The organism is Comamonas terrae (assembly GCF_001544075.1).
Lineage (GTDB): Bacteria > Pseudomonadota > Gammaproteobacteria > Burkholderiales > Burkholderiaceae_C > Comamonas > Comamonas terrae.
On record NZ_BCNT01000014.1, the window covers coordinates 52,111 to 75,367 of the forward strand.

Genomic DNA, 23,257 nt, shown 5'->3' on the forward strand with positions numbered 1-23,257 from the left:
GGTGTGGAATCAGATGTCGAGAACCAGCTTGTCGCTCTTGCAGCCCGAGACGCAGACCATCATGACCTTGTTGCTGGCCTTCTCCTTGGGGCTGAGCACCGAGTCGCGGTGGTCCGGTATGCCTTCGAGCACGCGCGTCTCGCAGGAGCCGCAGACGCCTTCGCAGCAGCTGTGGTCCACGGCTATGCCGGCTTCCAGCAGCGTGTCCAGCAGCGACTTGTCGGGCGTGATCTCGATGAAGCGGCCGCTTTTTTTCAGCTCCACCGTGTAGTTGGTGCGCGCGTCGGAAGCGGCCTTGACCTCCACCGGCGTGAAGCGCTCGATGTGGGCGTTGGCATGGCCCAGCTCGGCACAGAACTTCTCGAAGGCGTCGAGCATGGGCGTGGGGCCGCAGGCGTAGTGGTGCAGGCCGGCCTGGGGCGCACGCTGGGCCAGCAGGCCGCGCAGATCGGGCGGGCCGCCGGCCTCGGCATCGAAATGCAGATGCAGCGGCATGCCCAGGGCCTGCAGCTCGGCCAGGAAGGCCGCGCTCTTGCGTTCGCGCGCAAAGTACAGCATCTCGAACGACTGCCCCAGGGCCTTGAGGCGGCGCGCCATGCACAGCATGGGCGTGATGCCGATGCCGCCGGCCACCAGCACCGAGTGCGTGGCGCTCTCGTCGAGCGCGAAATGGTTGCGCGGCTCGGAGATGGTGATGGGCATGCCCACGCGCAGCGATTCGTGCACGCAGCGCGAGCCGCCGCGGCTGGCGCGGTCGCGCAGCACGCCGACCACGTAGCGGTGGCGCTCGCTGCTGTCGTTGGACAGCGAATAGCTGCGCACCAGCCCGTTGGGCAGGTGCAAGTCAATGTGCGAGCCGGCCGTGAAGGCAGGGAACTCGCCGCCGTCCAGCGGGCGCAGCTCCACGCTGATGGTGTCCTGGGCCTCGTAGCGCAGCGTGTGCACGAAGGCCTGCAAGGTGTTGCTCATGATGCGATGCCTTCGTCGATCTGTTCCTGGGCCAGGCGGCGCAGGTGGCGGCGCAGGCGCACCAGGCCGATATCGTGCTGGTAGAGGTTCTCGCGCTCGTTGGCGTCGTGCTCCATCTGCTCCATCATGATGCGGTCCTGCTCCAGCACGGCCCAGTGGCGCGCCTCGAGGCGGTTGCGGTACAGGAAGCGCCAGGTGTCGCGCATCCAGCCGTCCACCTTGCGGCAGCGCCAGAAGAACACGGAGCACAGCTCGGCGCTGATGGGCGTGACGCAGGCGACGATGGCGAAGTTGCCGCCAGGGCCACCAGTCTTGGGGTACGGAATTTCCAGGCGCATCCACTGCACGCCGGTTTCTCCGTATTCGGTCCAGTCGAAGTTCACGCCACGCTGGCCGACCTTCTCGAACACAAAGCCGTGCTCGGTATCACGTACCTGAAAAGTGGCCTTGCTGTCGCCCTCGGCCATGGAGTGCGACTGCTTGTGCAGGAAGGTGCCGTGCATGGGGTCCATGACGTTGTCCAGCGCGTAGCGGTAGTCGCTGCGCCACTCGGCATAGCACAGGAAGTTCGAGTACGCGGGCGAGGTCAGCTCCTCGGGCAGGGTGAACTCGGGCGCCTCGTCCACATGCTTGTCGCTGTTGTAGAGGAAGATGGCGCCATGCGCCTCGCGCACATGGAAGTCCAGCGCGGCGCGCGAGCCCTCGAGCTTGCAGCCGGGGCTGCCGGGCACCTTGGTCACGGTGCCGTCGCAGCGCACTTCCACGCCGTGGTAGGGGCAGGCCAGGCGGTCGCCCAGGTTCACGCCCTGGGACAGCGGCGCGCCGCGGTGCGGGCAGTGGTCTTCCAGCGCATGGACCTGCCCGGCGGCATCGCGCCACAGCGCGATCTTGCGGCCGAAGCGGCGCAGCGAGATGGGTTCGGTCTTGACGAAGCTGGAAGGGCAGACGGCGTACCAGAGGTTCTTCAGGCCCTGGTTGAGCAGACGGTCCACCGGATCGATGGTGATGGTTTGTACGTTCATGGGGCGCTCCTGTCTCGCTCGCGGGTTCACTGTCCCAGGCGCGCCATCAGCGCCTGGAAGCTCTGTTCGGTCCAGGCCTCGCCGTTCTCGCCGGCGGGGCCGCTGCGGTTGATGTAGGCCACCAGCTCGGGCAGCGTCTGCACGCCTTCGCCAAAGGCGCGCTCGATGGCATCGCCCAGCAGGTCTTCGAACAGCGTGCCGGGACGCTGGCGGGCCTGGTGGGGTTCGAGATATCGATCTACAGCCATGGTTCTCTCCTTCGAAAACTGTCTTGAATCGTGGTTCGATTTCGTTGTCCGGGGCGCGCTGCGCATGGAACTGGCGCAGTCCAAGCTCAGGGACACCGAGAAAGGGCCGCCCCGCACCGAAGGTGTCGTCCCAGGCGCGAAGCGACTCAGGGGGTCATATCAATCAGCCTGGATGCCGAGGTCCTTGATCAGCTTGCCGAAGCGGTTGTAATCGGCGGCGTTGGTCCTGGCCAGGCGCGCCGGCTCGCCGCCCGCAGGCAGGGCGCCGAAGGTGGCCATCTTGGAGACCACGTCCGGCATCTTGAGGATTTCGTTGAGGTGGGTGTTCAGCAGCTTGACGGTCTCGGGCGACATGCCCTTGGGGCCGAACAGGCCCTGCCAGGCCGACACTTCCACGTCCTTGATGCCCAGCTCGCCCAGCGTGGGCACGTTGGGCGCCAGCGTGCTGCGCTGGGCATCGGCCACGGCCAGCACGTTGACCTTGGTACCCGAATAAGGCGCGATGGGACCCCAGGTCATGAAGGTCGTGGGCACGTGGCCGCCGATCAGGTCGTTGACGGCCGGCGCCACGCCTTTGTAGGGGATGTGGCCCAGCTTGGTGCCGGCGGCCTTGTTGAACATCTCGCCCAGGATGTGCATGGGCGAGCCGCTGCCGGGGCTGGCATAGGTCAGGTTGCCGCTCTTGCCCTGGCTCACCAGGGTCTTGATGTCCTTGATGCCCGAGCCCTGGCTGGTGGCCACGAACATGGGCTGCACGCTGGTCTGCACGATGGGCGTGAAGCCGTTGAGTACGTCGTAGCTCGAGCCCGAGGCGGTCTTGAGCACGAACTGCGCGATCGCAAAGGTGTTGGGCGCCAGCAGCAGCGTGTAGCCATCGGGCGCGGCCTTGGCCACATGCACGGTGCCGATGGTGCCGCTGGCGCCGGGCCGGTTGTCCACCACCACGGGCTGGCCCAGGCGCTGGGACAGCTTGTCGGCATACAGGCGCGCCATGGCGTCGGTATCGCCGCCCGCCGGATAGGCCACGACGAGGGTGATGGGCTTGGCCGGATAGGCTTGCGCCAGCGCGGAACCGGACATCTGGGCTGCAGCCAGCAATGCAGCAGCGATAACTACCTGGCGACGAATGTTTTTCATGGAATAGCCCGTGGGTTGTGGAATCGTGGAGGGTGGGATACCGGCCGGTGCCGTCAATGCCTCTTAATGCTTTTTATCGGTCAGGAACTTGCCGTCGGCGGCGCCCGCGCCCTTCTGGCGGCGGGTGTTGCCGTCCAGGCCGCCGTCGATCGCCCATTCGGCGAACACCGTCGGGCCGGGCTCGAACTCGCGGGGCTGCCAGTCGGCCGTGAGCTGGTCCTCGTCGGCGTAGTACTCGACCAGCGCGCCGGCCGGGTTCTTGAAGTACCAGAAGTAGGCCGACGACACGGGGTGGCGGCCCGGGCCGAGCTGGGTGTCCCAGCCGCAGCGCGAGATGTGCATGCCGCCGCCGAAGACCTCGTGGATGTCGCGCACGGTGAAGGCCACGTGGTTCAGGCCGGCATGCTTGTCGGGGCGCTGCAGCAGGAAGATGTCGTGGTGGCCGCCATCGGGCGCGGTGCGCAGGAAGGCGCCGCGCTCGGGGTAGCGGTCCGAGGCCGCGAAGCCGAAGTTGTCCACATAGAAGCGCTCGCAGGCCTGCACGTCCTTGACGAAGAAGACCACGTGGCCGACCTCGATGGGCTGGGCGCGCTCGTAGGCCGGGCTGGCCTGGTTGATGCGGCCCTTGCGGCTCCAGGTGTTGTACTCGGCGCTGGGCACCTCGACGTCGCGCTTTTGCGTGACCTGCAGGCGCACGGCCAGGCCGTTGGGGTCGGTGCAGCCGATGCGCCCTCCGTTCGGGCCGCCCTGCTTCACGAAGCCCGGCAGCTGTGCAATGCGGCCTTCGTAGAGCGCGAGGTCGGCTTCGCTCTCCACCCCCCAGACCACTTCGCGCAGCGTGGGGCCGGCCTCGATGGCGGGCGGCAGGCCGGGGTGGCCGGTGGCGGCCACGATCACGCGGCAGCCGTTCAAGGTTTCGAACACCAGGCGGTCGGCCTGCTCCTCCACCAGTTTCAGGCCCCAGTCGAGGAAGAACCGGCGGCAGGCCGCCAGGTCGTCGGCGCCGTAGCTGATTTCGTCAATGCCCAGTACGCTCATGATGATTCCTTAATTTGCCCAGGCCAGGGGATTGGCGTTCAGACCCCAGTACAGGCTCTTCTGCTCCATGTACTGCTGGATGCCCATGCGGCCCTTTTCGCGGCCCAGGCCGCTGTCGCGCCAGCCGCCGAACGGCGTGGAGATCGAGAACTGCTTGTAGGTGTTGATCCACACGGTGCCGGCCTGCACCGCGCGGCCGATGCGCCAGGCGGCCTTGTAGTCGCGCGTCCAGATGCCGGCGGCCAGCGCGTAGACGCTGTCGTTGGCCTGCTCGAGCAGCGATTCCTCGTCGTCGAAGGGCATGGCCACGAGCACGGGGCCGAAGATCTCCTGCTGGCAGATCTGGTCGCTGTTGGTCACGCCTTCGAGGATGGTCGGGCGGTAGTAGTAGCCGCGCTCGTACTGCGCGCCCTCGGGGCGGTGGCCGCCGGTGCGCAGCCGGCCGCCTTCGGACAGGCCCAGCTGCACATAGCTCTCGATGGTTTCGCGGTGCTTGGCGGTGATCAGCGGGCCCATCTGGGTGCGCTCGTCGGCCGGGTCGCCCACGCGCAGCTGCGCGGCCTTGGCCGTCAGGCGCTCCATGAAGTCGCCATAGAGCTTCTTGGCCACGAACAGGCGCGAGCCGGCGATGCAGGATTCGCCCGAGGAGCTGAAGATGCCGTAGAGCACGCCGTTGACGGCGTGGTCGAGGTCGGCGTCCTCCAGCACCATGGTGGCCGACTTGCCGCCCAGCTCCAGCGAGACGGGCATCATCTTGTCGGCCGCGATGCGGGCGATGTGCTTGCCGGTGGAGGTGCCGCCGGTGAAGGACACGCGCTTGACCAGCGGGTGCTTGGTGATGGCGTCGCCGATCACCGAGCCGCGGCCGGGCAGCACGCTGACCGTGCCCTTCGGAACCCCCGCTTCCTCGCAGATCTTCGCCAGCTCCAGCGCCAGCAGCGGCGTGGCTTCGGCGGGCTTGACAACCACGGCGTTGCCAGCGGCCAGCGCCGGGGCGAGCTTCTGCGCCTCGCTGGCGATGGGCGAGTTCCACGGCGTGATGGCCGCGACCACGCCCATGGGCTCGTAGACGCTCATGGTCATGAAGTCGCCGCGGGGCGGCGTGAGCGTCTCCTCCATGGTCTCGCAGGCGGCCGCGAAGTACTGGAAGGTGCCTGCGGCGCTGGCCACCAGGGCGCGCGTCTCGTTGATGGGCTTGCCGTTGTCCAGGCGCTGCAGCTGGGCCAGCGGCTCGGCGCGCTCGCGGATCAGCTGGGCCACGCGGTGCAGCACGGCGGCGCGCTCGTGGGGCTTCTTCTGCGCCCAGCCGCTGGTGCGGAAGGCCTGGTCGGCCTTCTGGATGGCCTCCTCCACGTCGGCCAGGCTGGGGGCGCGCAGGCGGCCCACGACTTCGCCGGTCGCGGGGTAGAGCGTGGCGGACTCGTCGCCGCCGCCCAGGCGCCATTCGCCGGCGATGTTGATGGGGAGCAGTTCAAGGTTGGCCATGGTGAAACTCCTCACTGCGCCTTGGTGGTGGCCGGGATCTGGTCGAGCTTGTTCACCGGCGGGCCCGAGAACGCGGTCTTGAAGCTGCCGATGGCGCGCATGTCGATCTCCAGCAGGAAGGGGCCTACCTGGTTCCAGGCAGACTGCAGCACGGCGGGCAGCTCCTGCAGGTTCCCCACGCGGGCATGGGGCAGCTGGATCGAGGCGCACAGCTGCGCATAGTCGGGCGTATGCAGCTCCACATAGCAGCGGCGGCCGCCGTAGGAGGCGTCCTGGATGTTCTGGATCACGCCATAGCGCTGGTCGTTCATCAGCACGATCAGGGTGTTGCACTTTTCCTGCACCAGCGTGGCGAGTTCGCCCAGGTTCAGGATGAAGCCGCCGTCGCCGGCCAGGCCCAGGGTCTTGCGGCCCGAGCCGGTCTCGGCCGCGCCGATGGCCGCGCCGATGGCCATGGGCATGCCCATGCCGATGCCGCCGCCCGTGGCATGCACGCCGGCGTTGGGCTCGAAGAAACGCAGCTCGCGATTGCCCCAGGTGCTGTTGGAAACGGTCACGTCGCGCACCCAGTTGAACTGGCGGCCCGCCACCTGCTGCAGCTGCTGCACCAGGGCGCTGTAGGGACCGAGGCCGTCGTGCAGCGTGGCCACCACTTCCTTGTGCGTCTGGCGCAGGTCGGCCAGCAGTTCGGGGTCGGCCTGGTAGCCGCGCGCCTCCAGGCGGTCGGCCAGGCCCGCCAGGGCCAGGGCCGAGTCGCCGCAGACAAAGCCGTCATCGATGTAGCAGCGGCCCTGCTGGGCGGCGTCCACGTCGATGCGCAGCAGCGGGCGCGGCAGCTTGAGTTCGTACTTCAGCGTCTCGTTGCTGCGCAGGCGCGTGCCCACGGCCAGCATGGCGTCGCAGCGCTGGTAGAAGGCCTCGACGGGCTTCTGGATGTTGTAGGCGCCCAGCGAGGCCGGATCGTCCTCGGGCACGATGCCGCGGCCCTGCACGGTGGTGACGATGCCGAAGCCCAGCTTCTTGAGGCGCTCCACCTGGGGGCCCGCATGGCGTGCGCCGCCGCCCAGCCACAGCAGCGGGCGCCTGGCCTTGGCCAGCGTGTCGGCCAGCGCGTCCAGCGCAGCCGGGCTGGGCGCCGCCGCCGTCACGGGCAGGGGCGACAGGTCGGCGGGCATGTCGATCAGGGCCTGCTGGATGTCGATCGGAATTTCCACGCTCACCGGGCCGGTGGGCGCGGTCATCGCGGCCTGCACCGCGGCCTTGAGCGTGGACAGGCAGGTCTCGGCGCTGCGCACGCGGAAGGCCGCCTTGGAGACGGCGCCCAGCATGGTCAGCTGGTCCGGCGCCTCGTGGATGTACGACAGCTTCTGGTCGATGTACTGGGTCTCGATCTGGCCCGTGATGTGCAGCAGCGGCGTGCCGGCCGTATAGGCTTCCACCAGGCTGCCGGCGATGTTGCCCGCGGCCGGGCCGGTGCTGGTGATGCACACGCCCAGGCTGGAGGTGGAGCGGGCGCAGGCATCGGCCATGTTGCCGGCGCCGGCTTCTCCGCGCGCCATCACGAAGCGCACCTTGCCGCGCGCATGCAGCGCGTCGAGGATGGGCATGTTGTGGATGGAGATCACGCCGAATGCGGCCTTCACGCCGCAATGCTCGAGGAATTCGGCGATGACGGCGCCAACGGTGATTTGGGGGGTGTTAGGCATGGCGGGAAAGGCCTCCGGAAACGTCGATGTGGCTGCCGGTCGTGTACGACGACAGCGGCGTGGCGAGATAGAAAATGGCGCGGGCGGCTTCCGCGGGCGAGCCCAGGCGGCCCAGCGGAATGGATTTCTTGCGGGCGAGGTCGGCGCTCCACTGCTCCCAGGTCTGGCTCCGGTCCTCGCGGGCCTCGAAGCGGCGGCGCCACTGGCCGGACTCGATGAGGCCGACCAGGATGCCGTTGACACGTATGCCCCTGGGCGCGAATTCGGTGGCCATGGAGCGCACCAGGTTCTTGAGGCCGGCGCGCGCGGCCGAGGTGGCGACCATGTGCGGCTCGGGCTGGGAGGCCAGCAGCGAATTCACGCAGACGATGGCCGAGCCCTCGCCGCGCTCGAGCTGCGGCAGAAAGGCACGCGTGGGATGCAGCACCGAGAAGAACTTCAGGTGCAGCTCCTCGGTCCAGGCTTCGTCGGTGGTACTCTCGAAGGTCGAGACACGGCCCTGGCCTGCGTTGTTGACGAGGATGGAGGCCGGGCCCAGGGCCGCCTCGCAGTCCTGGGCGAATTGCCGTACCTGGGCAGCGTCGAGCACGTCGCAGGCCTTGGCGAACAGCCGCTCGCGCGCCGTGGGATGGATGTGCAGCAGATGCTGCACGGCCTGCTCCAGGCGCTCGGGGTTGCGGCCGCACAGGGCCACGCGGGCGCCCCGGGCCAGCAGCAGTTCCACTGTGGCCAGGCCTATGCCCGAGGAGCCGCCGGTGACGACGGCCGTGGCGTCGAGTTGGTAATCATGCATGGCCGCCTCCTGCGCGCCGTGAAGTGATGGACAGAATCTGCGCGCTGGTCTGCGGCCGGTAGTTGAGCAGCTCCGACAGCTCGTCGGCCGCGGCGCATACGCGCGGCACCAGCTGCGCCTGGCGCTCGGGATCGATCTGGGCCGAGGCCAGGGTCACGCCCAGGGCCGCGACGACGCGGCCGCTGTGGTCGCGCACGGGCGCCGCGATGGTGGAGATCGAGCTTTCGTAGAAGCCCGCGCCCGCGACATGGCCGCGCTCGCGGTCGGCCTGGACCAGGTCGAACAGCTCCAGCACCGTCCTGGGCGTCTTGGGCGAATGGCCTTCCAGGTGCTCCTCCGGATAGAGCGCGCGCAGCTCGGGCAGCGACAGGTCGGCCAGCAGAATGCGGCCCAGCAGCGTGGCATGGGCGGGCAACCGCGTGCCCACGCGCACCGAGCTGGTCAGCGGCGTCGGTGGGGTGACCTTGGCCACGTAGACGATGGAGCGGCCGTCGCGCACCACGATGTTGCAGGGGACGCGGATCTCGTCGCACAGCCGCGCGATCACGGGCTGGCCCAGCTCGGTCAGGTCCATGGAGGACAGGAACTCGAAGCCCAGGCGCAGCACGGACAGGCCCAGCCGGTAGTCGTTGCCGCCTTCGGCGCGCTGCAGAAAGCCCATGGCTTCCAGCGTGTTGAGCATGCGGAACACCGTGGCGCGCGGCAGCTGCAGGCGGCGCGCCAGCTCGGGCGCGCCCAGCGTGGCGTTGTCGCGGCCGAACTCCTGCAGCAGGCGCAGGCCGCGCTCCAGCGCGGGCACCATGTACTTGTCGGAGCCGCCGTCGGCGGTCGCGTTGTCGTTGTCGCTCATGGCGGGCCTGCGCTCAGTTCATGACGAAGCCGCCGTTGACGGGCAGTACCTGGCCCGTCACGAAGCGGGCACCGTCCGACAGCAGATAGGCCACGGCGCCCGAGACATCCTCGGGGCGCTGCTCGCGCTGCAGCGCGCGCTGGTCGATGTAGAGGCGGTGGCGGTGCTCGGGCACGTACTCGGTGGCCTCGACCAGCACCAGGCCGGGCGCCACGGCATTGACGGTGACGTTGTCGCCACCCATTTCGCGGGCCATGGCATGGGTCATGGCCATGACGGCGCCCTTGCTGGCCACGTAGGCCATGAGGTTGGGCGCGCCCCACAGCGCGGTGTCGGAAGCCAGGTTGACGACGGCGCCGCGGCCGCTGTCACGCAGCGCGGCGCGGCAGGCGCGCGTCATCAGCCAGACGCCGCGCACGTTGACGTTCATCACCTGGTCCCACTTCTCGAGGGCGATGTCGTCCATGCCCTTGCCGCCCGAGTCGGTGACGGCGGCGTTGTTGACCAGGCCGTCCAGGCCGCCCAGCAGCTTGACGGCCTGCTGCGCGCACTGGTCGATGGAAGCGGGGTTGCTGGCGTCGAAGGCCACGCCATGGGCCTGCAGGCCCTGGCTGCGCAGCTGCTCCACGGACCGGGCCAGCAGCTCCTCGCGCAGATCGGCCAGCACGACCTGCGCTCCCTGCGTGCACAGCGTCTGCGCAAAGGCAAAACCCAGGCCGCGCGCGGCGCCGGTGACGAGAATCCGGCGCCCTGCGAGCGATCCGGTGGGTTGCGTGGTGTTCATGCTCATTCTGCCCTGTTTTGTTTCAAATATGAAATGACACTTTTTTCTTGAAACAGATGGCAGTTTAGTGACGATCAAATCGGGCAACACCACGGGAAAACCCGTAAGAGATACAAAAAATAACGCGCCCCGCAGGCGCAAAAAAACCGCGGCAAGCGCGGTGGGGAAAACAGGGTTCGCCCAAGGAACCGGCGGCAGCCCCGGCAGGGCATGGCGGAGTCCTGGTTTGATAGCGGATGGCGCGCACCAGCTCCTGGCTTCATGCAGGAAACCAACCAGGATTCAGCCGGGACAGGCGCCAGCCGCTATCAAAAAGCTGAGGCAAGCGCAGGACGCTATGCCAGCTGGCGCAGAAAGTCCGACACCACCTGCTGGGCGTAGCGGCTGGCCACGGTGCGCACGAACGTGGAGAAGTCCACATGAGCGCTGTCGTCGGCGCGGTCCGAGATGGTGCGCATGGCCGCGAACGGCACGCCGTAGTCGAAGCAGGCCTGGGCCACGGCCGCGCCTTCCATCTCCACGGCCAGCACATCGTGGCCTGCGGCCTGCAGCTCGCTGCGCAGGCGGTCGCTGGCCTGGCGCGAGCCCACGAACCGGTCGCCGCTGGCGATCAGCCCCTGGTGCACACGGGCCGAGGCATGGGAAGCGACGATGCCGGCCTGGACCGCGCCGGCCGCCGCCCGCGCCAGGGCGTCCGTCATCGCGCCGTCGCTGGCCAGCGTGCTGCGGCCGTAGCCCGGCATTTCCCAGCGCGGAAAGATCGGCGAGGCATCCATGTCGTGCTGCAGGAACTGGCGCGCGATCACCACGTCGCCCACGTTCACGCCCTGCCCCATGCCGCCGGCCACGCCGGTGAACACGATGGCGCGCACGCCGAAGCGCTCGATCAGCGCCGCCGTGGTGGTGGCTGCGGCCACCTTGCCTATGCCCGACAGCGCGCACACCACCTCGTGCCCGTGCAGCCGGCCCCGCCAGAATTCGCGCCCCGCATGGCGAAGGCTCTGCATCCCGCCCATGGCATCCACCAGTCCGTGTTGTTCTTCGGCAAGAGCACTGAGGATGGCGATGGTCATGGGCGTGGTGATTCCGGAACAAGGAGGGAAAAGACAAAAAGCGGCACGGGGCCGCTTTTTGTCGGGGCGCAAGAACGCGATTAGAGCACCAGAACGGCTCTCATTGCGCCACGATGTGGTGGCTCTTGACCACGGGCGCCCACAGCGCGGTCTCCTTGCGGATCAGCTCGCCGAAGGCCTCGCCCTTGACCACCCAGGGCGTCATGCCCTGCGCCTTGAGCTGGCTCTGCGCCGCCTGGGTCTTCATGATCCTGTCGATGTCCTCGGCCAGCTGCCTGACCACTTCGGGCGGCGTGTTCCTGGGCGCCAGCACGCCGTACCAGGACGACACCGCAATGCCCGGGATGCCGGCCTCGGCCAGCGTGGGCACATTGGGCAGGAAGTTCGAGCGCGTGGCATCGGTCACGGCCAGCGCGCGCAGCTTGCCCGACTGCACATGGGGCAGCACGGTGGGCATGTTGGCGATCAGCATGGGGATGGTGCCGCCCAGCGCGTCGTTCAGGCCCTGGCCCGAGCCCTTGTAGGCCACGTGCATGATGTCGGCGCCCGACTTGTCCTTGAACAGCTCGCCGGCCAGGTGCAGGCTGGAGCCCACGCCGGGCGAGGCATAGCTGATCGAATCGGGCTTGGCCTTGGACAGCGCCACCAGTTCCTGGATGGTCTTGGCCGGCACCTGGGGATTGACGGCGATCACGTTGGCGGCGCGGCCCATGGAGGCCACGGGCACGAAGTCGCCGAACACGCTGTAGGGCAGCTTGGGCATCAGCGTGGGGTTGATGGTCAGGTTGCCCTGGGGCACGACCAGCAGCGTGTGGCCGTCGGGCTTGGCGCGCTTGACCATGTCGATGCCGATGTTGCCGTTGGCGCCGGGGCGGTTGTCCACGATGGCGGCCTGCTTGTACTCCTCGGTCAGGCCCGTGGCCAGGATGCGCGAGAGGATGTCCACCGCGCCGCCGGCGGGAAACGGCGCAATGATGGTGAACTGTCCGCTGGACAGCTGCTCGGTGGCGCCTGCGGCCCACGCGGGCGACATGGCCGCGGGCAGCGCGGCGGCGCAGGCCAGCGCCAGGCAGGATTTGAGGAATGCGGAACGTTGCATGGTGTGGTCTCCTCGGAGAACGGAAATTTCAGAAAGGCCCCGGGTCCCTGCGCATCGGGCTTGATGCAGCGCAAAGGCCGCCAGGCTGCGGCATGCCACCATGGGCGCCATGCTCAAATGGGCATGCGTCTGCGCGCATTTCCGCGAGGGCGCGGGCAAGGCGGATGCCAGGGGCACGGCGCATGGTGAAACCCTGCGGGGCGGGTCGGGGGTCGGATCAGATGGCCAGCGAGGCCACGTTGTTGAGCACGGCGCGCACCACGCTGTACACGGTCAGCGCCGAGGTCTTGGGATTGGCCGCCAGCGGCTTGCCGCGCATGGTCAGCTCCATGGCGCCGAAGGCGCCGCGCGCCTCGACGTGGTGCACGTTCTCGGACACGGCCGGGTCCGCGAACAGGCGCACCATGGTCTTGTCCAGGCCCAGGCCGGCCAGCGACAGCGTGGCCGCCACATTGGCGTTCTTGGGGTAGAGCTGGGCCGCCTCGCGGGCCGTGCCTTCGAAGATGCAGAAGGCCTCGGTCAATGCGGCCAGGTCGCAGGCCTGCTCGGCCGGCGTGCCGCTCCAGGCCTTGGGCGGCTTGCGGCCCGTGTAGACCACCGAATCCAGCCCGCCCACGCGGGCCGCGGCCAGCGCATCGATGCCGCCGATGGCGCCGGACAGCAGCTGCACCTGGGTCTGGCCGGCCTCGGCCGCCGCCTGCACGCGCTCGGCCATGCCGGGTGCGCTCAGCGCGCCGATGGACGCGACCACGGCCGGAATGCCGCGCGCCAGCGCGGGCAGCACATGCTCCTCGATGGCGCCATGGCCCGCGCACTCCACCATCAGGTCGGGGCGCGCGTCGGCGGGCAGGGCGGGCAGGATCTGCGCCTGCGGGGCCAGGCGGCCCACGGTTTCCTGGATCGCAGCGCCGGCCTCGGGCACCAGCACCCAGCGCACCTGCAGCCGGGCGTCGCCGCTCAGCAGCTCCAGAACGCTGGAGCCAATCGCGCCGCAGCCAATCAATGCAATGTTCTTCATTTCAATTTCCTGAAAAATGCGCTGGCCCGGCGTTGCTCCAGGCTGTCAGCGCAGGAAGTCCGGGTGCTGCTGGCACAGGTGGCCGGACAGGGTCTCGGCCGCCTCGCGCACCTGCTGCGCCCAGCGCTGGGTCTTTTCGGGCACCAGTTCGGTGAACGGAATGGCCATGGCCAACCCCGCCACCACCCGGCCGTCGGCGCTGCGCACCGGTGCGGCGATGCTGGAGATGCCGGGCTCGTAGAAGCCCTCGCCCATCGCGTAGCCGCGCTCGCGGTCCTGCACCAGCAGGCGCATCAGTTCCTCGACGTTGTGCGGCGTGCTTTCGGAAAACTGGGGCAGCTCCTCGCCGCCGAAGATTTCGCGCAGCTGCGCGGCATCCATGTCATGCAGCAGGGCGCGCCCGAGCACCGTGGCGTGGGCCGGCAGGCGCGAGCCCACGCGCACCGCGCCCTGGAAGGCGCCGGGGGGCGTGATGCGCGCCACATAGACCACCGAGGTGCCGTCGCGCAGCGCCAGATTGCTGGTCATGCCCAGCGCATCGCACAGGCCCTGCAGCACCGGCTCGGCCAGCTGCGCCAGCGGCTGGGTCGACAGATAGTCATAGCCCAGGCGCAGCACGGCCAGACCGAGGCGGTACTCGGTGCCGCTGCGCTGCAGATACCCCGAGTTTTCGAGCGTGGTCAACATGCGGAACACCGTGGAGCGCGGCAGCTGCAGGCAGCGGGCCAGCTCGGGCGCACTCCATACGGGCTGCGCCGGGCTGAAGCAGGCCAGCAGGCGCAGGCCGCGCTCCAGCGCGGGCACGGTGTAGCGGTCGTTGTCGTTGGTCGAAGTCTCGAGGGTTTCGTTCATGGCTATGGGCTGGTGCTCTGGTTCAGCAAAGATGCCAGCTTTTGCGCGATCACCCCAGGCTGTTCCACGGGTGAAGCATGGCCGGCGGCCGCTAGCGTACCGTAGTGCGCGCCCAGCAGCTCGGCCCAGGCCTTGCAGGCAGCCGGGGGCGTGACCACGTCATGCTCGCCGACCCAGACCTGGACCGGCATGGACAGCTTGCCGGCCGCCTGCCCCAGGTCGCTGCCGCACAGCAGTTCCACCGCCTGCGCATAGCCGCCCGCATGCATGCGGGCCGTGTTCCAGCGCACCCATTCGCGCACCGCCTCGGTCGCCTGGTCCGAGACCAGCCGCTGGTCGATCACGGCGGCCAGTCCGGCGACGCCCTTCTCGGCCAGCGACGCCAGCCGGCCCTGGCGCACCTTGGCCCGCTGCTCGGCCTTGGCCGGCGCGCCGTAGCCGCCGGCCGGGCTGATCAGCACCAGCTGCTCGATGAGGCCGGGCTCGGCCGTGCAGGCCAGCCGGGCTGCCATCAGCGCTCCCAGCGAGTGGCCGACCAGCACGCAGCGGCGCACGCCCAGGACGTCCAGCGACCGGGCCAGTGCCCCGGCATAGTCGGCGTCGGTGGGTGCCGGCGGCGCCAGCGGCGTGGAGGCGCCGTAGCCCGGCGCATCCCAGGCCAGCACGCGCGCCTGGCTACCCAGCGGCAGCGCCACGTCCAGCCACGAGGCCGCGCCCGAGCTGATGCCGTGCAGCAGCACGACCGCAAACCCGGCCGCAGCATCTCCGGCCACATTGCCGGCCTCGCGCCAGGCGACCTCGGAGCCGTCCGGCAACTGCACCAGACGCTCGGGAAAGCCGGCTTGCAGCTGCTGCACCTTGAGGGACAGCGTGTCCTGCGTCATGGCCGGGCTCAGCGCTTGATCTTGGCCAGCGGGTGCTCGGGCGGATAGGTCGGGGTGACGGGCTTCTTGGAGCCCAGCATCACGCACATCAGCGCGTCCTCGTCGCCGATGTTGATTTCTTCGCGGTACACGCCCGGGGGCACGGAAACCACGTCGCGGTCGGTCAGGATGGTCTCGAAACGCTCGCCGTCCTTCTCCAGCACCAGCTTGATCTTGCCGCGCATGATGAAGAACACTTCTTCCACGTCCACGTGCAGGTGCGACGGGCCTTCATGGCCGGCAGGGATCACCATGGTGGAGAACGTGAAGTGCTCCGAGGGAATGGTGTTGCTGTCGGATGCCACGCCCGTGCCGCCCGTGCCGATGTAGCGCATCTGGCCGCGGCGGTACTTGGGGTCGTAGTCGGCCTGGAACTTCAGCGCGTCGAAGTCGTACTTGCGCGTGGAAAAGCGCGCGATGCGCGTGTTCATCCAGTCTTCAAAGCTGGCGCCCTCGGGGCGGTCCCAGCTGCGGGGGGTGTTCTGTGTGGAGTCTGTCATTTGTCTCTCCTGTAACCGCTGACACATGGCAAAAGCCTTCCGGCTTTTGTTTTACCAATAAAACACAGTTCAGTTGGTGAAACAATTATAGAAAGACTCCCGCTGCATCCACAAGTACGGGATGTCACTTATATGCAGGGCCGAGAGGGAGCGCGGGCGAAAACAGGCCTCCAGCTTCTTTCTCTTAGGCGGCGGCGCCCGCCCGGGCCGGCGCCGCCGGAAATGCCTTTCCCGGATGGCCCGGCCATAAAAAAAGGGTGCTTGACGCACCCTGTGAATTGCCTTGGAAGACAAGATGAAATCAGTCACGCATCGCGCAGCTCCCGCCGCAGGATCTTGCCCACGGGGGTCTTGGGCAGTTCGTCGCGGAACACGATGATGCGCGGGCGCTTGTAGCCCGTGAGGTTGGCCGCGCAGTAGTCGCGCACGGCCTGCTCGGTCAGCGACGGGTCCTTTCTGACGATGACCAGCTTGATGGCCTCGCCCGACTTCTCGTCGGGCACGCCCACCACCGCGCATTCGAGCACGCCGGGGCAGTTGGAGACCACGTCCTCCACTTCGTTGGGATAGACGTTGAAGCCGCTGACGATGACCATGTCCTTCTTGCGGTCCACGATCTTGAAATAGCCGCGCTCGTCCACCGTGCCGATGTCGCCGGTGCGCATGTAGCCGTCCTCGGTGAAGACCTTGTCCGTCTCGTCGGGCCGCTGCCAGTAGCCGGCCATGACCTGGGGGCCCTTGACGGCGATCTCGCCGGTCAGGCCCGGGCGGGTCATGTCGTTGCCGGCCTCGTCCACCAGCTTGATGTAGGTGCTGGGCAGGGGCACGCCGATGGTGCCCGAGAACTCCTTGGAGGTCACCGGATTGCAGCTGACCGTGGGGCTGGTTTCCGACAGGCCGTAGCCTTCGCAGATGGGGCAGCCGGTCTTTTGCAGCCACAGCTGGGCCACGGCGCTCTGCACGGCCATGCCGCCACCCACCGAGACCTTGAGATGGGACCAGTCGACGGTGTTGAAGTCGGGATGGTTGGCCAGGCCGTTGAACAGCGTGTTCACGGCCGGGAAGCTGTGGAAGCGGTGCCTGGACAGTTCCTTGAGCGTGGCCTTGAGATCGCGCGGATTGGGGATGAGCACGCTTTTGCCGCCCGTGCGCATGGACAGCATCATGTTCACCGTGAAGGCGAAGATGTGATAGAGCGGCAGCGCGCAGATGCTGGTGGGCTGCTCGCCGGCCGGCACCTGTTTCATCACGGGCTCGTTCCAGGCCTCGGCCTGCAGCACGTTGGCAATGATGTTGCGGTGCAGCAGCACGGCACCCTTGCTCACGCCCGTGGTGCCGCCCGTGTACTGCAGCAGCGCCATGTCGTCGGGATGGATGGCCGGCGCGGTGAAGGGCGCGCCGCGCCCCCTGGCCAGCGCGCGGTTGAAGCGCACGGCTCCGGGCAGCTCGAAGGGCGGCACCAGCTTCTTGACCGAGCGCACCACGTAATTGACAAGCGCGCCCTTGAGCAGGCCCAGCTCGTCGCCCATGGCGCACAGCACGATGTGCTCGATGGCGCTGCCCTGCATGCCGTCCTGCAGCGTCCTGGCGAAGTTCTCGATGATGACGATGGCCTTGGCGCCCGAATCCTTGAGCTGGTGCTCCAGCTCGCGCGCCGTGTACAGCGGGTTGACGTTGACCACCACGAAACCCGCGCGCAGCACGGCGGCCACGGCCACGGGGTACTGGGGCACGTTGGGCATCATCAGCGCCACGCGGTCGCCGCGCACCAGGCCCAGGCCCTGCAGATAGGCGGCAAACGCGCGGCTCTGGCGGTCGACCTGGCCATAGGTCAGCTCCTTGCCCATGAAGGAATAGGCCACGCGATCGGCGTACCTGTCGAAGGCCTCCTGCATCAAGGCCACCAGCGAAGGGTATTGCGACGGATCGATGTCGGCAGGCACTCCTGCCGGATATGCGCCCAGCCATGGACGGTCACTCATGCTGCTTGTCTCCGGTTGCGAATCGCTCAATCCGCGCATTGTCATAAAAAGCACGGTCGTTCGATACTGTACTAACCCTAGTATTACCCCCTAGTTGCCCAGGCGACAGCACCGCCTTGCAACAGCTCCAGAACGCCAAAAGCCCGCAGGCTTGCGCCTGCGGGCTTTGTATGTTTTCGCTCTGCGACGCTTGCACTGCAAGCGCCTGCAGCTATCAAATCGTGATCAGTTCACGACTTGGGCCAGTTCGCCGGCGGCGTATTTCCTGGCCATCTGTTCGAGGCTGTAGCCCTTGATCTTGGCACCCTGGCCTTCGCAGCCGAATTCCAGGTAGCGGGCCTTGCAGACCTGCTTGGCGGCTTCGCGGGCGGGCTTGAGCCATTCGCGGGCATCGAACTTGTCGGGGTTCTCGGCCAGGAACTTGCGCACCGCGCCGGTCATGGCCAGGCGGATGTCGGTGTCGATGTTGATCTTGCGCACGCCGTACTTGATGGCTTCCTGGATTTCCTCCACGGGCACGCCGTAGGTTTCCTTCATCTTGCCGCCGTACTCGTTGATGATGGCCAGCAGTTCCTGGGGCACGGACGAGGAGCCGTGCATCACCAGGTGGGTGTTGGGGATGCGGGCATGGATTTCCTTGACGCGGCTGATGGCCAGGATGTCGCCCGTGGGCTTGCGCGAGAACTTGTAGGCGCCGTGGCTGGTGCCGATGGCGATCGCCAGCGCATCGAGCTGCGTGGCCTTGACGAACACGGCAGCCTCCTCGGGGTCGGTCAGCATCTGGCTGTGGTCCAGCTTGCCGGCCGCGCCGATGCCGTCTTCCTCGCCGGCATCGCCGGTTTCCAGGTTGCCCAGGCAGCCCAGTTCGCCTTCCACGGTGGCGCCGATCTTGTGGGCCATGGCCACGACCTTCTGCGTCACATCCACGTTGTAGTCGAAGGACGAGGGGGTCTTGCCGTCGCTCATCAGCGAGCCGTCCATCATCACGGAGCCGAAGCCCAGGTTCAGCGCGCCCTGGCACACTTCGGGCGTGGTGCCGTGGTCCTGATGCATGACCAGGGGGATGTGGGGGTACATCTCGGCGGCCGCCAGAATCAGGTGCTTGATGAAGGGCTCGCCGGCGTACTTGCGGGCGCCGGCGCTGGCCTGCAGGATCACCGGTGCGCCCACTTCGTCGGCTGCCGACATCACGGCCTGGACCTGCTCCAGGTTGTTGACGTTGAAAGCAGGAATGCCGTAGCTGTTTTCAGCGGCATGGTCGAGCATTTCGCGCATCGAGATAAGAGGCATGGTGGGTTCCGTCCAAAGTTGTGAGAGGCAACGCCCCTGGCGTTGTGTCGCTGCAGCGCCCTGCACGGCAGCGGCCCGGGGAAGGAAAGCGCCAGGGCCCTGACAGAGGCTTCTGGTAACCGCTTGGTAACTGCCGATTTTAACCGGCCGAAGGGATTTCCATGCGGTAACAGGTGGTGAAGCCCTGCGGGGCCGGCGCCGCGCCGAAGCTGCCGCCATGGGCCTGCAGCACGCGGGCCACGATTTCATGGCCCAGGTGCAGGCTATCCGCCGGCGGGGCCACGGGCGAGCCACCCAGGCGGCGGCCATCGTCGCAGACCTGCATCCAGGCGCTGCCGTCGTCGCCCTGGCCGGCCTGCACCTCGACCTGGGTGCCGGGCGGCGTGTGCCGGATGGCGTTTTCCACCAGATTGCGCAGCGCCGACTCGAGCAGCACGGCATTGCCACGGACCCACAAATGCTCCGGCGCGCCCACGGACAGGCTGTCGTCGCGCTGCCAGGCCGCCTGCGCCTGGGCGGCGGCCACTTCGCGCGCCACGCCGGCCCAGTCCACGGGCTGCAGCGGGCTGCCCTGCATGCTGCGCCCGGCGCGGGCCAGCGCCAGCAGCTGGTCCAGCACATGGCCGGCATGCAGCGCATCCTTGCCTATGCGCTGCAGCGCCTGGCGCAGGCCGTCGGTCCCGGCCTCTGCTTGCGCCCGGCCGTCCTGCGCGGACGCCAGTGCCTGGGCCTGCAGCACGATGGAGGCCAGCGGCGTACGCAGTTCGTGCGCCACCTCGTTGGCCAGATTGCGTTCGCGCTCCAGTGCCTCCTGCTGCCGGTCCAGCAGGGTGTTGATGGAATGGACCATGGGATCGAGCTCGCGCAGCACATGTTTTTCGGACAGGCGCTGGTCCTGCGACAGGTCCAGCTGCGCCACCGCATGCGACAGGGTGGTGACCGGACGCAGGCCGCGGCGGATGGCGATGCCCAGCGCGATCACGATGGCCGGCAGCAGCCAGAAGCCCGGCGTGACCATCTGCAGGGCGATATCGTCGGCCAGGCTGTCGCGCTCGTCCAGCGCCACCATCACGGTGACCTTGGCGGTCCCCTCCTTGTTCCACTGGGTGAAGCTGCGCCATGCGCTTTGCGGGGCCAGCTTGAGCGTGGCAAAGCCCTGCTCGACATCGAACTGCGGCAGCGGCGCATTGCCGGTGCGCGAGATCAGCTCGCCCTTGGCGTTCCACAGCGTCACGCTCAGGGATTCCTGGTAGTCATGCGCGCGCAGCCAGGGTGGCGCCTGCACCGGCGTGGTCTCGTCGCGGGCCACATCGCCATGGATGTCCCAGTTCAGCACCAGGGCCGCGACACTGGCCAGGTGGCCGTCGGTCAGCTCGTCCGCCTCCTGCACGCCGGTCTGGTAGCCCCAGACGACAAAGCTGCCCCAGACCAGCGCCATGGTGCCCAGCATCCAGGCCAGCAGGTGCAGAAACAGGGAGGGCCGGCGCGGCGCGGCGCGGGCGGCATCCGGGGGGCTGGCGGGCTTCATGCCGGCTCCAGCGGCAGGAAATAGCCCACGCCGCGCATGGTGACGATGCTGCGCTGGCCCAGCTTCTTGCGCAGATGGTGCACATAGACCTCCACGGCATTGCTTTCCACCGCATCGCCCCAGTTGTACAGGTGCTCCTCGATCTGCTGGCGCGAAAGCACGCGGCCGCGGGCCTGCACCAGGGCCCAAAGCACCGCGAATTCGCGCGGCGAAGTCTCCACCAGCCGGCCGCCCTGGCGCACGGTGTGCGCGGCGGGGTCGATTTCGAGCGCGCCGTAATGGATCACCGGCGAGGCTTGGCCCGCGGCCCGGCGCATCATGGCGCGCAGGCGCGCCTCCAGCTCGTCCATGTCGAAGGGCTTGACCAGGTAATCGTCGGCGCCCAGGTTGAGGCCGGCCACGCGCTCATGGATCTGGTCGCGGGCCGTCAGGATCAGCACGGGCGTGGCCGGATCGGGCAGCGCGTCCATCCCGGGTCGGGCGGAACCGGGCCGATGCCGCACCGCGCGCAGGCGGCGCACGATATCGCTGCCGTCCCCGTCGGGCAGGCCCAGGTCCAGCAGCACCGCATCGAAGCGCGCCGTGCCCAGCGCATGCCAGGCATCGGCTACGCTGGTGCAGATGTCCACCGCATAGCCGCGCTGCGTCAGATTGGCCCGCAGCCCGGCCGCGATGCCTTCGTTGTCTTCGACCACCAGTATTCGCATCCCCGCATTGTCCACACAGCAGGCGGCCTTGCCCGCACCGCCTGCAATACGCCTGTCAAACAAAAGCCCCAGCATGGACCACCACCGTTTGCCGGAAGCTGCCCGCGATGCTTTTCTTCGACCCACCCGTCTATGCGCTGCTCAATGCCGATGCGCAGACCTGGCCCGCCAGCATCGAGGCCGCGCGCCTGGCTTCGGCCTGGCTGCCGGGCCTGGCCGTCGGCGCGATGGCACTGGCCCTGTGGCGCGGCACGCCGGCGCTGCGGCGCACGCTGGCGCTGCTGTTGCTGTCCATGGCGGCTGCCTGGTGCGTTGCGCGCCTGATGCGCTGGGGCTGGCCCGTGCCGCGCCCCGCGCAGCTGGACATGGGCATGCAGTGGATAGCGCACGGCACGCGGGCCGGCTTTCCCAGCATGCATGCCTGCGGCGCCTTTGCACTGGCCCAGGCCGTCAGCCTGGGCTGCACCCGCCACCGCCGCATCCTGGTGTGGCTGGCATGGGGCGCCGCGCTGCTGGTCGCCTGGAGCCGCGTGCACCTGGGCGTGCATTTCCCCTCGGACGTGCTCGGCGGCGCCATTGTCGGCATCTGCTGCGCCCGGGCTGTCTGGGGCCTGCATTACCGGCTGCGCCGCCAGCTTCTGCTGCGGCGAGGGCTGCGCGGCTTTTCCCTGGGGCCCGCCTAGCGCCCCGCACGGGAGCACCTGCCTCTGGCGCACGCAATCAGGGGTTTTGCCGAGACGACCTTAAGCCGGCATTAAGACTGGCTTTCTAAGGTGCCCGGCATGACCGAGCCCTCATTGACCCTTTTTTCAGCCAGGCAGAACGCGCTGGCTACCCCGCGCCAGCTGCTGGGCTGGACGCTGATCGCTCTGGCCTGCCTGATCGCCTGGGACATGAGCGGGCTGGACCTGCCCATGGCACGCTGGTTCGGCGACGGCCAGGGCTTTGCGCTGCGCTCAAGCTGGTTCATGGTCCACGTGGCCCACGAGGGCGCACGTGCGCTGGCCTGGCTCATCGTCCTCGGGCTGGCGCTGAGCATCTGGTGGCCCATGGGCGCGCTGCGCCGCGTGGCCTATGAGCGGCGCGTGCAGCTCGTGGTGTCGGCACTGCTGGCGCTGCTGGTGATGGCGGTTCTCAAGCGCACCAGCACGACCAGCTGCCCGTGGGATCTGGCCGAGTTCGGCGGCGTGGCCCATTACGTCTCGCACTGGGCGCTGGGCGTGACCGACGGCGGCGGCGGCCACTGCTTTCCCGCAGGCCATGCCTCCGCGGGCTTTGCCTTCCTGGGTGTGTATTTCGCGCTGCGCCGCGCCCTGCCCCACACGGCCCGGCTGTGCCTGGCCGGCGCACTGGCCGCGGGCTTCGCACTGGGCCTGGCCCAGCAGATGCGCGGCGCCCACTTCATGAGCCACACCCTGTGGACGGCCTGGCTGTGCTGGACGGCCAGCTGGATCTGCGATCTGGCGACCACTCGCTACATGGCGCAGCGCGAGACACAGGAGAGCACGCTGCCGACCGCCCCTCTGTTCGCATCGGAATAAACGGCCTGCACGCTGTCTGCAGTCTTCGATCCACCCGGGCCTTCTGCGCCGAAAGCACCCGACCATGCTGCGTTTCGACCCCTATCTCTTCCATCTGCTCAATGCCGGCACCCACACCCCCCTGTGGGTGGTCGAGAGTGCGCGCTTTGCCTCGGCCTGGCTGCCGGGCCTGTGCGCGCTGCCCGTGATCGCCGGCATGCTGGCCATGGGCAAGGGCTGGCGCCGCAGCCTGCAGCTGGCATTGCTGTCCATGGGCTTTGCCTGGGTGGCCTGCCGCCTGATCCGCTGGGGCTTTCCCATGCCGCGCCCGGCACAGCTGGGCCTGGGGCTGCAATGGATACACCACGGCGCCAGCGCCAGCTTTCCCAGCATGCATGCGGCCGGCGCCTTTGCGCTGGCGCAGAGCGTTCAGCTGGGCGTGACGCGCCACAAGGCCTGGCTGCCGCCGCTGACCTGGCTGCTGGCGTGCTCCGTGGCCCTGAGCCGCATCGTCCTGGGCGTGCACTTTCCTTCGGACGTTTTGGTCGGTGCCGTCGTCGGCAGCGCCGCTGCCTTGTGCATCTGGCATGCGGCGCTGTGGATCGAAAGGCGCCGCCATGCCCTGCGGCGCAAGACCCCTGCGCCCGCGCCGATGACCGCTCCGGTGCCGCTGCCCGCGGCAGCCATCGCTGCGGCGCCCGCCGTCCCCCATACCGCCGAATAGCCGCATGGC

General features: G+C 68.3%; 23 protein-coding genes. 3 read left to right on the forward strand and 20 right to left on the reverse strand.

All coding sequences use genetic code 11. From position 1 onward, the window contains the following. Positions 1–9: 9 nt before the first annotated feature. The 20 genes from Cte04_RS16940 to Cte04_RS17035 all read right to left on the reverse strand — a co-directional run bounded on the left by Cte04_RS16940 (position 10) and on the right by Cte04_RS17035 (position 21,004). Positions 10–969, reverse strand: a complete 960-nt coding sequence (locus Cte04_RS16940) for a PDR/VanB family oxidoreductase (RefSeq protein ID WP_066480925.1) — start codon at positions 967–969, stop codon at positions 10–12. Beyond that, complete coding sequence (locus tag Cte04_RS16945; RefSeq protein WP_066480927.1) at positions 966–1,991, reverse strand: Rieske 2Fe-2S domain-containing protein; 1,026 nt, start codon at positions 1,989–1,991, stop codon at positions 966–968. Before Cte04_RS16945 ends, Cte04_RS16940 begins: the two co-directional genes overlap by 4 nt. Positions 1,992–2,017: 26 nt before the next feature. Further along, positions 2,018–2,239, reverse strand: coding sequence for a recombinase-like helix-turn-helix domain-containing protein (locus Cte04_RS16950; protein WP_066480929.1), 222 nt, complete (start codon positions 2,237–2,239; stop codon positions 2,018–2,020). Between the two features lie 159 nt (positions 2,240–2,398). After that, complete coding sequence (locus tag Cte04_RS16955; protein ID WP_066480930.1) at positions 2,399–3,376, reverse strand: Bug family tripartite tricarboxylate transporter substrate binding protein; 978 nt, start codon at positions 3,374–3,376, stop codon at positions 2,399–2,401. 63 nt (positions 3,377–3,439) lie between these two features. Continuing rightward, positions 3,440–4,414: a VOC family protein gene (locus tag Cte04_RS16960; protein WP_066480935.1), complete on the reverse strand. Its 975-nt coding sequence runs from the start codon at positions 4,412–4,414 to the stop codon at positions 3,440–3,442. A 9-nt stretch (positions 4,415–4,423) separates the two neighbouring features. After that, positions 4,424–5,899, reverse strand: coding sequence for an aldehyde dehydrogenase (locus tag Cte04_RS16965; protein ID WP_066480937.1), 1,476 nt, complete (start codon positions 5,897–5,899; stop codon positions 4,424–4,426). A gap of 11 nt (positions 5,900–5,910) precedes the next feature. Beyond that, positions 5,911–7,605, reverse strand: a complete 1,695-nt coding sequence (locus Cte04_RS16970) for a thiamine pyrophosphate-binding protein (protein WP_066480944.1) — start codon at positions 7,603–7,605, stop codon at positions 5,911–5,913. Further along, complete coding sequence (locus Cte04_RS16975) at positions 7,598–8,398, reverse strand: SDR family oxidoreductase (protein WP_066480946.1); 801 nt, start codon at positions 8,396–8,398, stop codon at positions 7,598–7,600. The genes Cte04_RS16970 and Cte04_RS16975 overlap by 8 nt, the downstream gene beginning before the upstream one ends. Beyond that, positions 8,391–9,248, reverse strand: coding sequence for an IclR family transcriptional regulator (locus Cte04_RS16980; RefSeq protein ID WP_066480948.1), 858 nt, complete (start codon positions 9,246–9,248; stop codon positions 8,391–8,393). The genes Cte04_RS16975 and Cte04_RS16980 overlap by 8 nt, the downstream gene beginning before the upstream one ends. A 13-nt stretch (positions 9,249–9,261) precedes the next feature. Next, positions 9,262–10,032 (reverse strand): SDR family oxidoreductase, encoded by a 771-nt coding sequence (locus Cte04_RS16985; protein ID WP_066481037.1) that lies wholly within the window; start codon positions 10,030–10,032, stop codon positions 9,262–9,264. A 335-nt stretch (positions 10,033–10,367) separates the two neighbouring features. Then, positions 10,368–11,105, reverse strand: a complete 738-nt coding sequence (locus Cte04_RS16990) for a 5'-methylthioadenosine/adenosylhomocysteine nucleosidase (protein WP_066480950.1) — start codon at positions 11,103–11,105, stop codon at positions 10,368–10,370. Positions 11,106–11,205: 100 nt separating this feature from the next. Beyond that, entirely contained in the window at positions 11,206–12,204 is a 999-nt protein-coding gene (locus Cte04_RS16995) for a Bug family tripartite tricarboxylate transporter substrate binding protein (protein WP_066480952.1), read from the reverse strand. 217 nt (positions 12,205–12,421) lie between these two features. After that, the gene (locus Cte04_RS17000) at positions 12,422–13,222 is read right to left on the reverse strand and encodes an aspartate dehydrogenase (RefSeq protein WP_066480954.1); all 801 of its coding nucleotides are present in this window, start codon (positions 13,220–13,222) and stop codon (positions 12,422–12,424) included. A 45-nt stretch (positions 13,223–13,267) separates the two neighbouring features. After that, a complete protein-coding gene (locus tag Cte04_RS17005) occupies positions 13,268–14,074 on the reverse strand; it encodes an IclR family transcriptional regulator (RefSeq protein WP_066480956.1) in 807 nt (268 codons plus the stop codon). 2 nt (positions 14,075–14,076) lie between these two features. Beyond that, entirely contained in the window at positions 14,077–14,958 is an 882-nt protein-coding gene (locus tag Cte04_RS17010) for an alpha/beta fold hydrolase (protein WP_066480959.1), read from the reverse strand. An 8-nt stretch (positions 14,959–14,966) separates the two neighbouring features. Continuing rightward, complete coding sequence (locus tag Cte04_RS17015) at positions 14,967–15,497, reverse strand: cupin domain-containing protein (protein ID WP_066480961.1); 531 nt, start codon at positions 15,495–15,497, stop codon at positions 14,967–14,969. A gap of 305 nt (positions 15,498–15,802) precedes the next feature. Next, positions 15,803–17,479, reverse strand: coding sequence for a long-chain-fatty-acid--CoA ligase (locus tag Cte04_RS17020; RefSeq protein WP_066480962.1), 1,677 nt, complete (start codon positions 17,477–17,479; stop codon positions 15,803–15,805). 225 nt (positions 17,480–17,704) lie between these two features. Then, complete coding sequence (gene fba, locus Cte04_RS17025) at positions 17,705–18,769, reverse strand: class II fructose-bisphosphate aldolase (RefSeq protein ID WP_066480964.1); 1,065 nt, start codon at positions 18,767–18,769, stop codon at positions 17,705–17,707. A 139-nt stretch (positions 18,770–18,908) separates the two neighbouring features. After that, the gene (locus tag Cte04_RS17030) at positions 18,909–20,297 is read right to left on the reverse strand and encodes a histidine kinase dimerization/phospho-acceptor domain-containing protein (protein ID WP_066480966.1); all 1,389 of its coding nucleotides are present in this window, start codon (positions 20,295–20,297) and stop codon (positions 18,909–18,911) included. Further along, complete coding sequence (locus Cte04_RS17035; protein ID WP_066481038.1) at positions 20,294–21,004, reverse strand: response regulator transcription factor; 711 nt, start codon at positions 21,002–21,004, stop codon at positions 20,294–20,296. The genes Cte04_RS17030 and Cte04_RS17035 overlap by 4 nt, the downstream gene beginning before the upstream one ends. A 107-nt stretch (positions 21,005–21,111) precedes the next feature. On the opposite strand from Cte04_RS17035, the gene Cte04_RS17040 reads away from it, so the two are divergent. The 3 genes from Cte04_RS17040 (at position 21,112) to Cte04_RS17050 (ending at position 23,248) form a co-directional block, all read left to right on the forward strand. Next, positions 21,112–21,687: a phosphatase PAP2 family protein gene (locus Cte04_RS17040; protein WP_066480969.1), complete on the forward strand. Its 576-nt coding sequence runs from the start codon at positions 21,112–21,114 to the stop codon at positions 21,685–21,687. A gap of 99 nt (positions 21,688–21,786) precedes the next feature. Beyond that, positions 21,787–22,545, forward strand: a complete 759-nt coding sequence (locus Cte04_RS17045) for a phosphatase PAP2 family protein (RefSeq protein ID WP_066480974.1) — start codon at positions 21,787–21,789, stop codon at positions 22,543–22,545. 64 nt (positions 22,546–22,609) lie between these two features. Next, positions 22,610–23,248: a phosphatase PAP2 family protein gene (locus Cte04_RS17050; protein ID WP_083526713.1), complete on the forward strand. Its 639-nt coding sequence runs from the start codon at positions 22,610–22,612 to the stop codon at positions 23,246–23,248. The last annotated feature ends 9 nt before the right edge of the window (positions 23,249–23,257 follow it).

What these genes read in the sequence shown, in the direction of transcription:
- Cte04_RS16940 (WP_066480925.1), bottom strand. Translation starts at nt 969, where the DNA reads ATGAGCAACACCTTGCAGGCCTTCGTGCACACGCTGCGCTACGAGGCC.
- Cte04_RS16945 (WP_066480927.1), bottom strand. Translation starts at nt 1,991, where the DNA reads ATGAACGTACAAACCATCACCATCGATCCGGTGGACCGTCTGCTCAAC.
- Cte04_RS16950 (WP_066480929.1), bottom strand. Translation starts at nt 2,239, where the DNA reads ATGGCTGTAGATCGATATCTCGAACCCCACCAGGCCCGCCAGCGTCCC.
- Cte04_RS16955 (WP_066480930.1), bottom strand. Translation starts at nt 3,376, where the DNA reads ATGAAAAACATTCGTCGCCAGGTAGTTATCGCTGCTGCATTGCTGGCT.
- Cte04_RS16960 (WP_066480935.1), bottom strand. Translation starts at nt 4,414, where the DNA reads ATGAGCGTACTGGGCATTGACGAAATCAGCTACGGCGCCGACGACCTG.
- Cte04_RS16965 (WP_066480937.1), bottom strand. Translation starts at nt 5,899, where the DNA reads ATGGCCAACCTTGAACTGCTCCCCATCAACATCGCCGGCGAATGGCGC.
- Cte04_RS16970 (WP_066480944.1), bottom strand. Translation starts at nt 7,605, where the DNA reads ATGCCTAACACCCCCCAAATCACCGTTGGCGCCGTCATCGCCGAATTC.
- Cte04_RS16975 (WP_066480946.1), bottom strand. Translation starts at nt 8,398, where the DNA reads ATGCATGATTACCAACTCGACGCCACGGCCGTCGTCACCGGCGGCTCC.
- Cte04_RS16980 (WP_066480948.1), bottom strand. Translation starts at nt 9,248, where the DNA reads ATGAGCGACAACGACAACGCGACCGCCGACGGCGGCTCCGACAAGTAC.
- Cte04_RS16985 (WP_066481037.1), bottom strand. Translation starts at nt 10,032, where the DNA reads ATGAACACCACGCAACCCACCGGATCGCTCGCAGGGCGCCGGATTCTC.
- Cte04_RS16990 (WP_066480950.1), bottom strand. Translation starts at nt 11,105, where the DNA reads ATGACCATCGCCATCCTCAGTGCTCTTGCCGAAGAACAACACGGACTG.
- Cte04_RS16995 (WP_066480952.1), bottom strand. Translation starts at nt 12,204, where the DNA reads ATGCAACGTTCCGCATTCCTCAAATCCTGCCTGGCGCTGGCCTGCGCC.
- Cte04_RS17000 (WP_066480954.1), bottom strand. Translation starts at nt 13,222, where the DNA reads ATGAAGAACATTGCATTGATTGGCTGCGGCGCGATTGGCTCCAGCGTT.
- Cte04_RS17005 (WP_066480956.1), bottom strand. Translation starts at nt 14,074, where the DNA reads ATGAACGAAACCCTCGAGACTTCGACCAACGACAACGACCGCTACACC.
- Cte04_RS17010 (WP_066480959.1), bottom strand. Translation starts at nt 14,958, where the DNA reads ATGACGCAGGACACGCTGTCCCTCAAGGTGCAGCAGCTGCAAGCCGGC.
- Cte04_RS17015 (WP_066480961.1), bottom strand. Translation starts at nt 15,497, where the DNA reads ATGACAGACTCCACACAGAACACCCCCCGCAGCTGGGACCGCCCCGAG.
- Cte04_RS17020 (WP_066480962.1), bottom strand. Translation starts at nt 17,479, where the DNA reads ATGAGTGACCGTCCATGGCTGGGCGCATATCCGGCAGGAGTGCCTGCC.
- fba (WP_066480964.1), bottom strand. Translation starts at nt 18,769, where the DNA reads ATGCCTCTTATCTCGATGCGCGAAATGCTCGACCATGCCGCTGAAAAC.
- Cte04_RS17030 (WP_066480966.1), bottom strand. Translation starts at nt 20,297, where the DNA reads ATGAAGCCCGCCAGCCCCCCGGATGCCGCCCGCGCCGCGCCGCGCCGG.
- Cte04_RS17035 (WP_066481038.1), bottom strand. Translation starts at nt 21,004, where the DNA reads ATGCGAATACTGGTGGTCGAAGACAACGAAGGCATCGCGGCCGGGCTG.
- Cte04_RS17040 (WP_066480969.1), top strand. Translation starts at nt 21,112, where the DNA reads ATGCTTTTCTTCGACCCACCCGTCTATGCGCTGCTCAATGCCGATGCG.
- Cte04_RS17045 (WP_066480974.1), top strand. Translation starts at nt 21,787, where the DNA reads ATGACCGAGCCCTCATTGACCCTTTTTTCAGCCAGGCAGAACGCGCTG.
- Cte04_RS17050 (WP_083526713.1), top strand. Translation starts at nt 22,610, where the DNA reads ATGCTGCGTTTCGACCCCTATCTCTTCCATCTGCTCAATGCCGGCACC.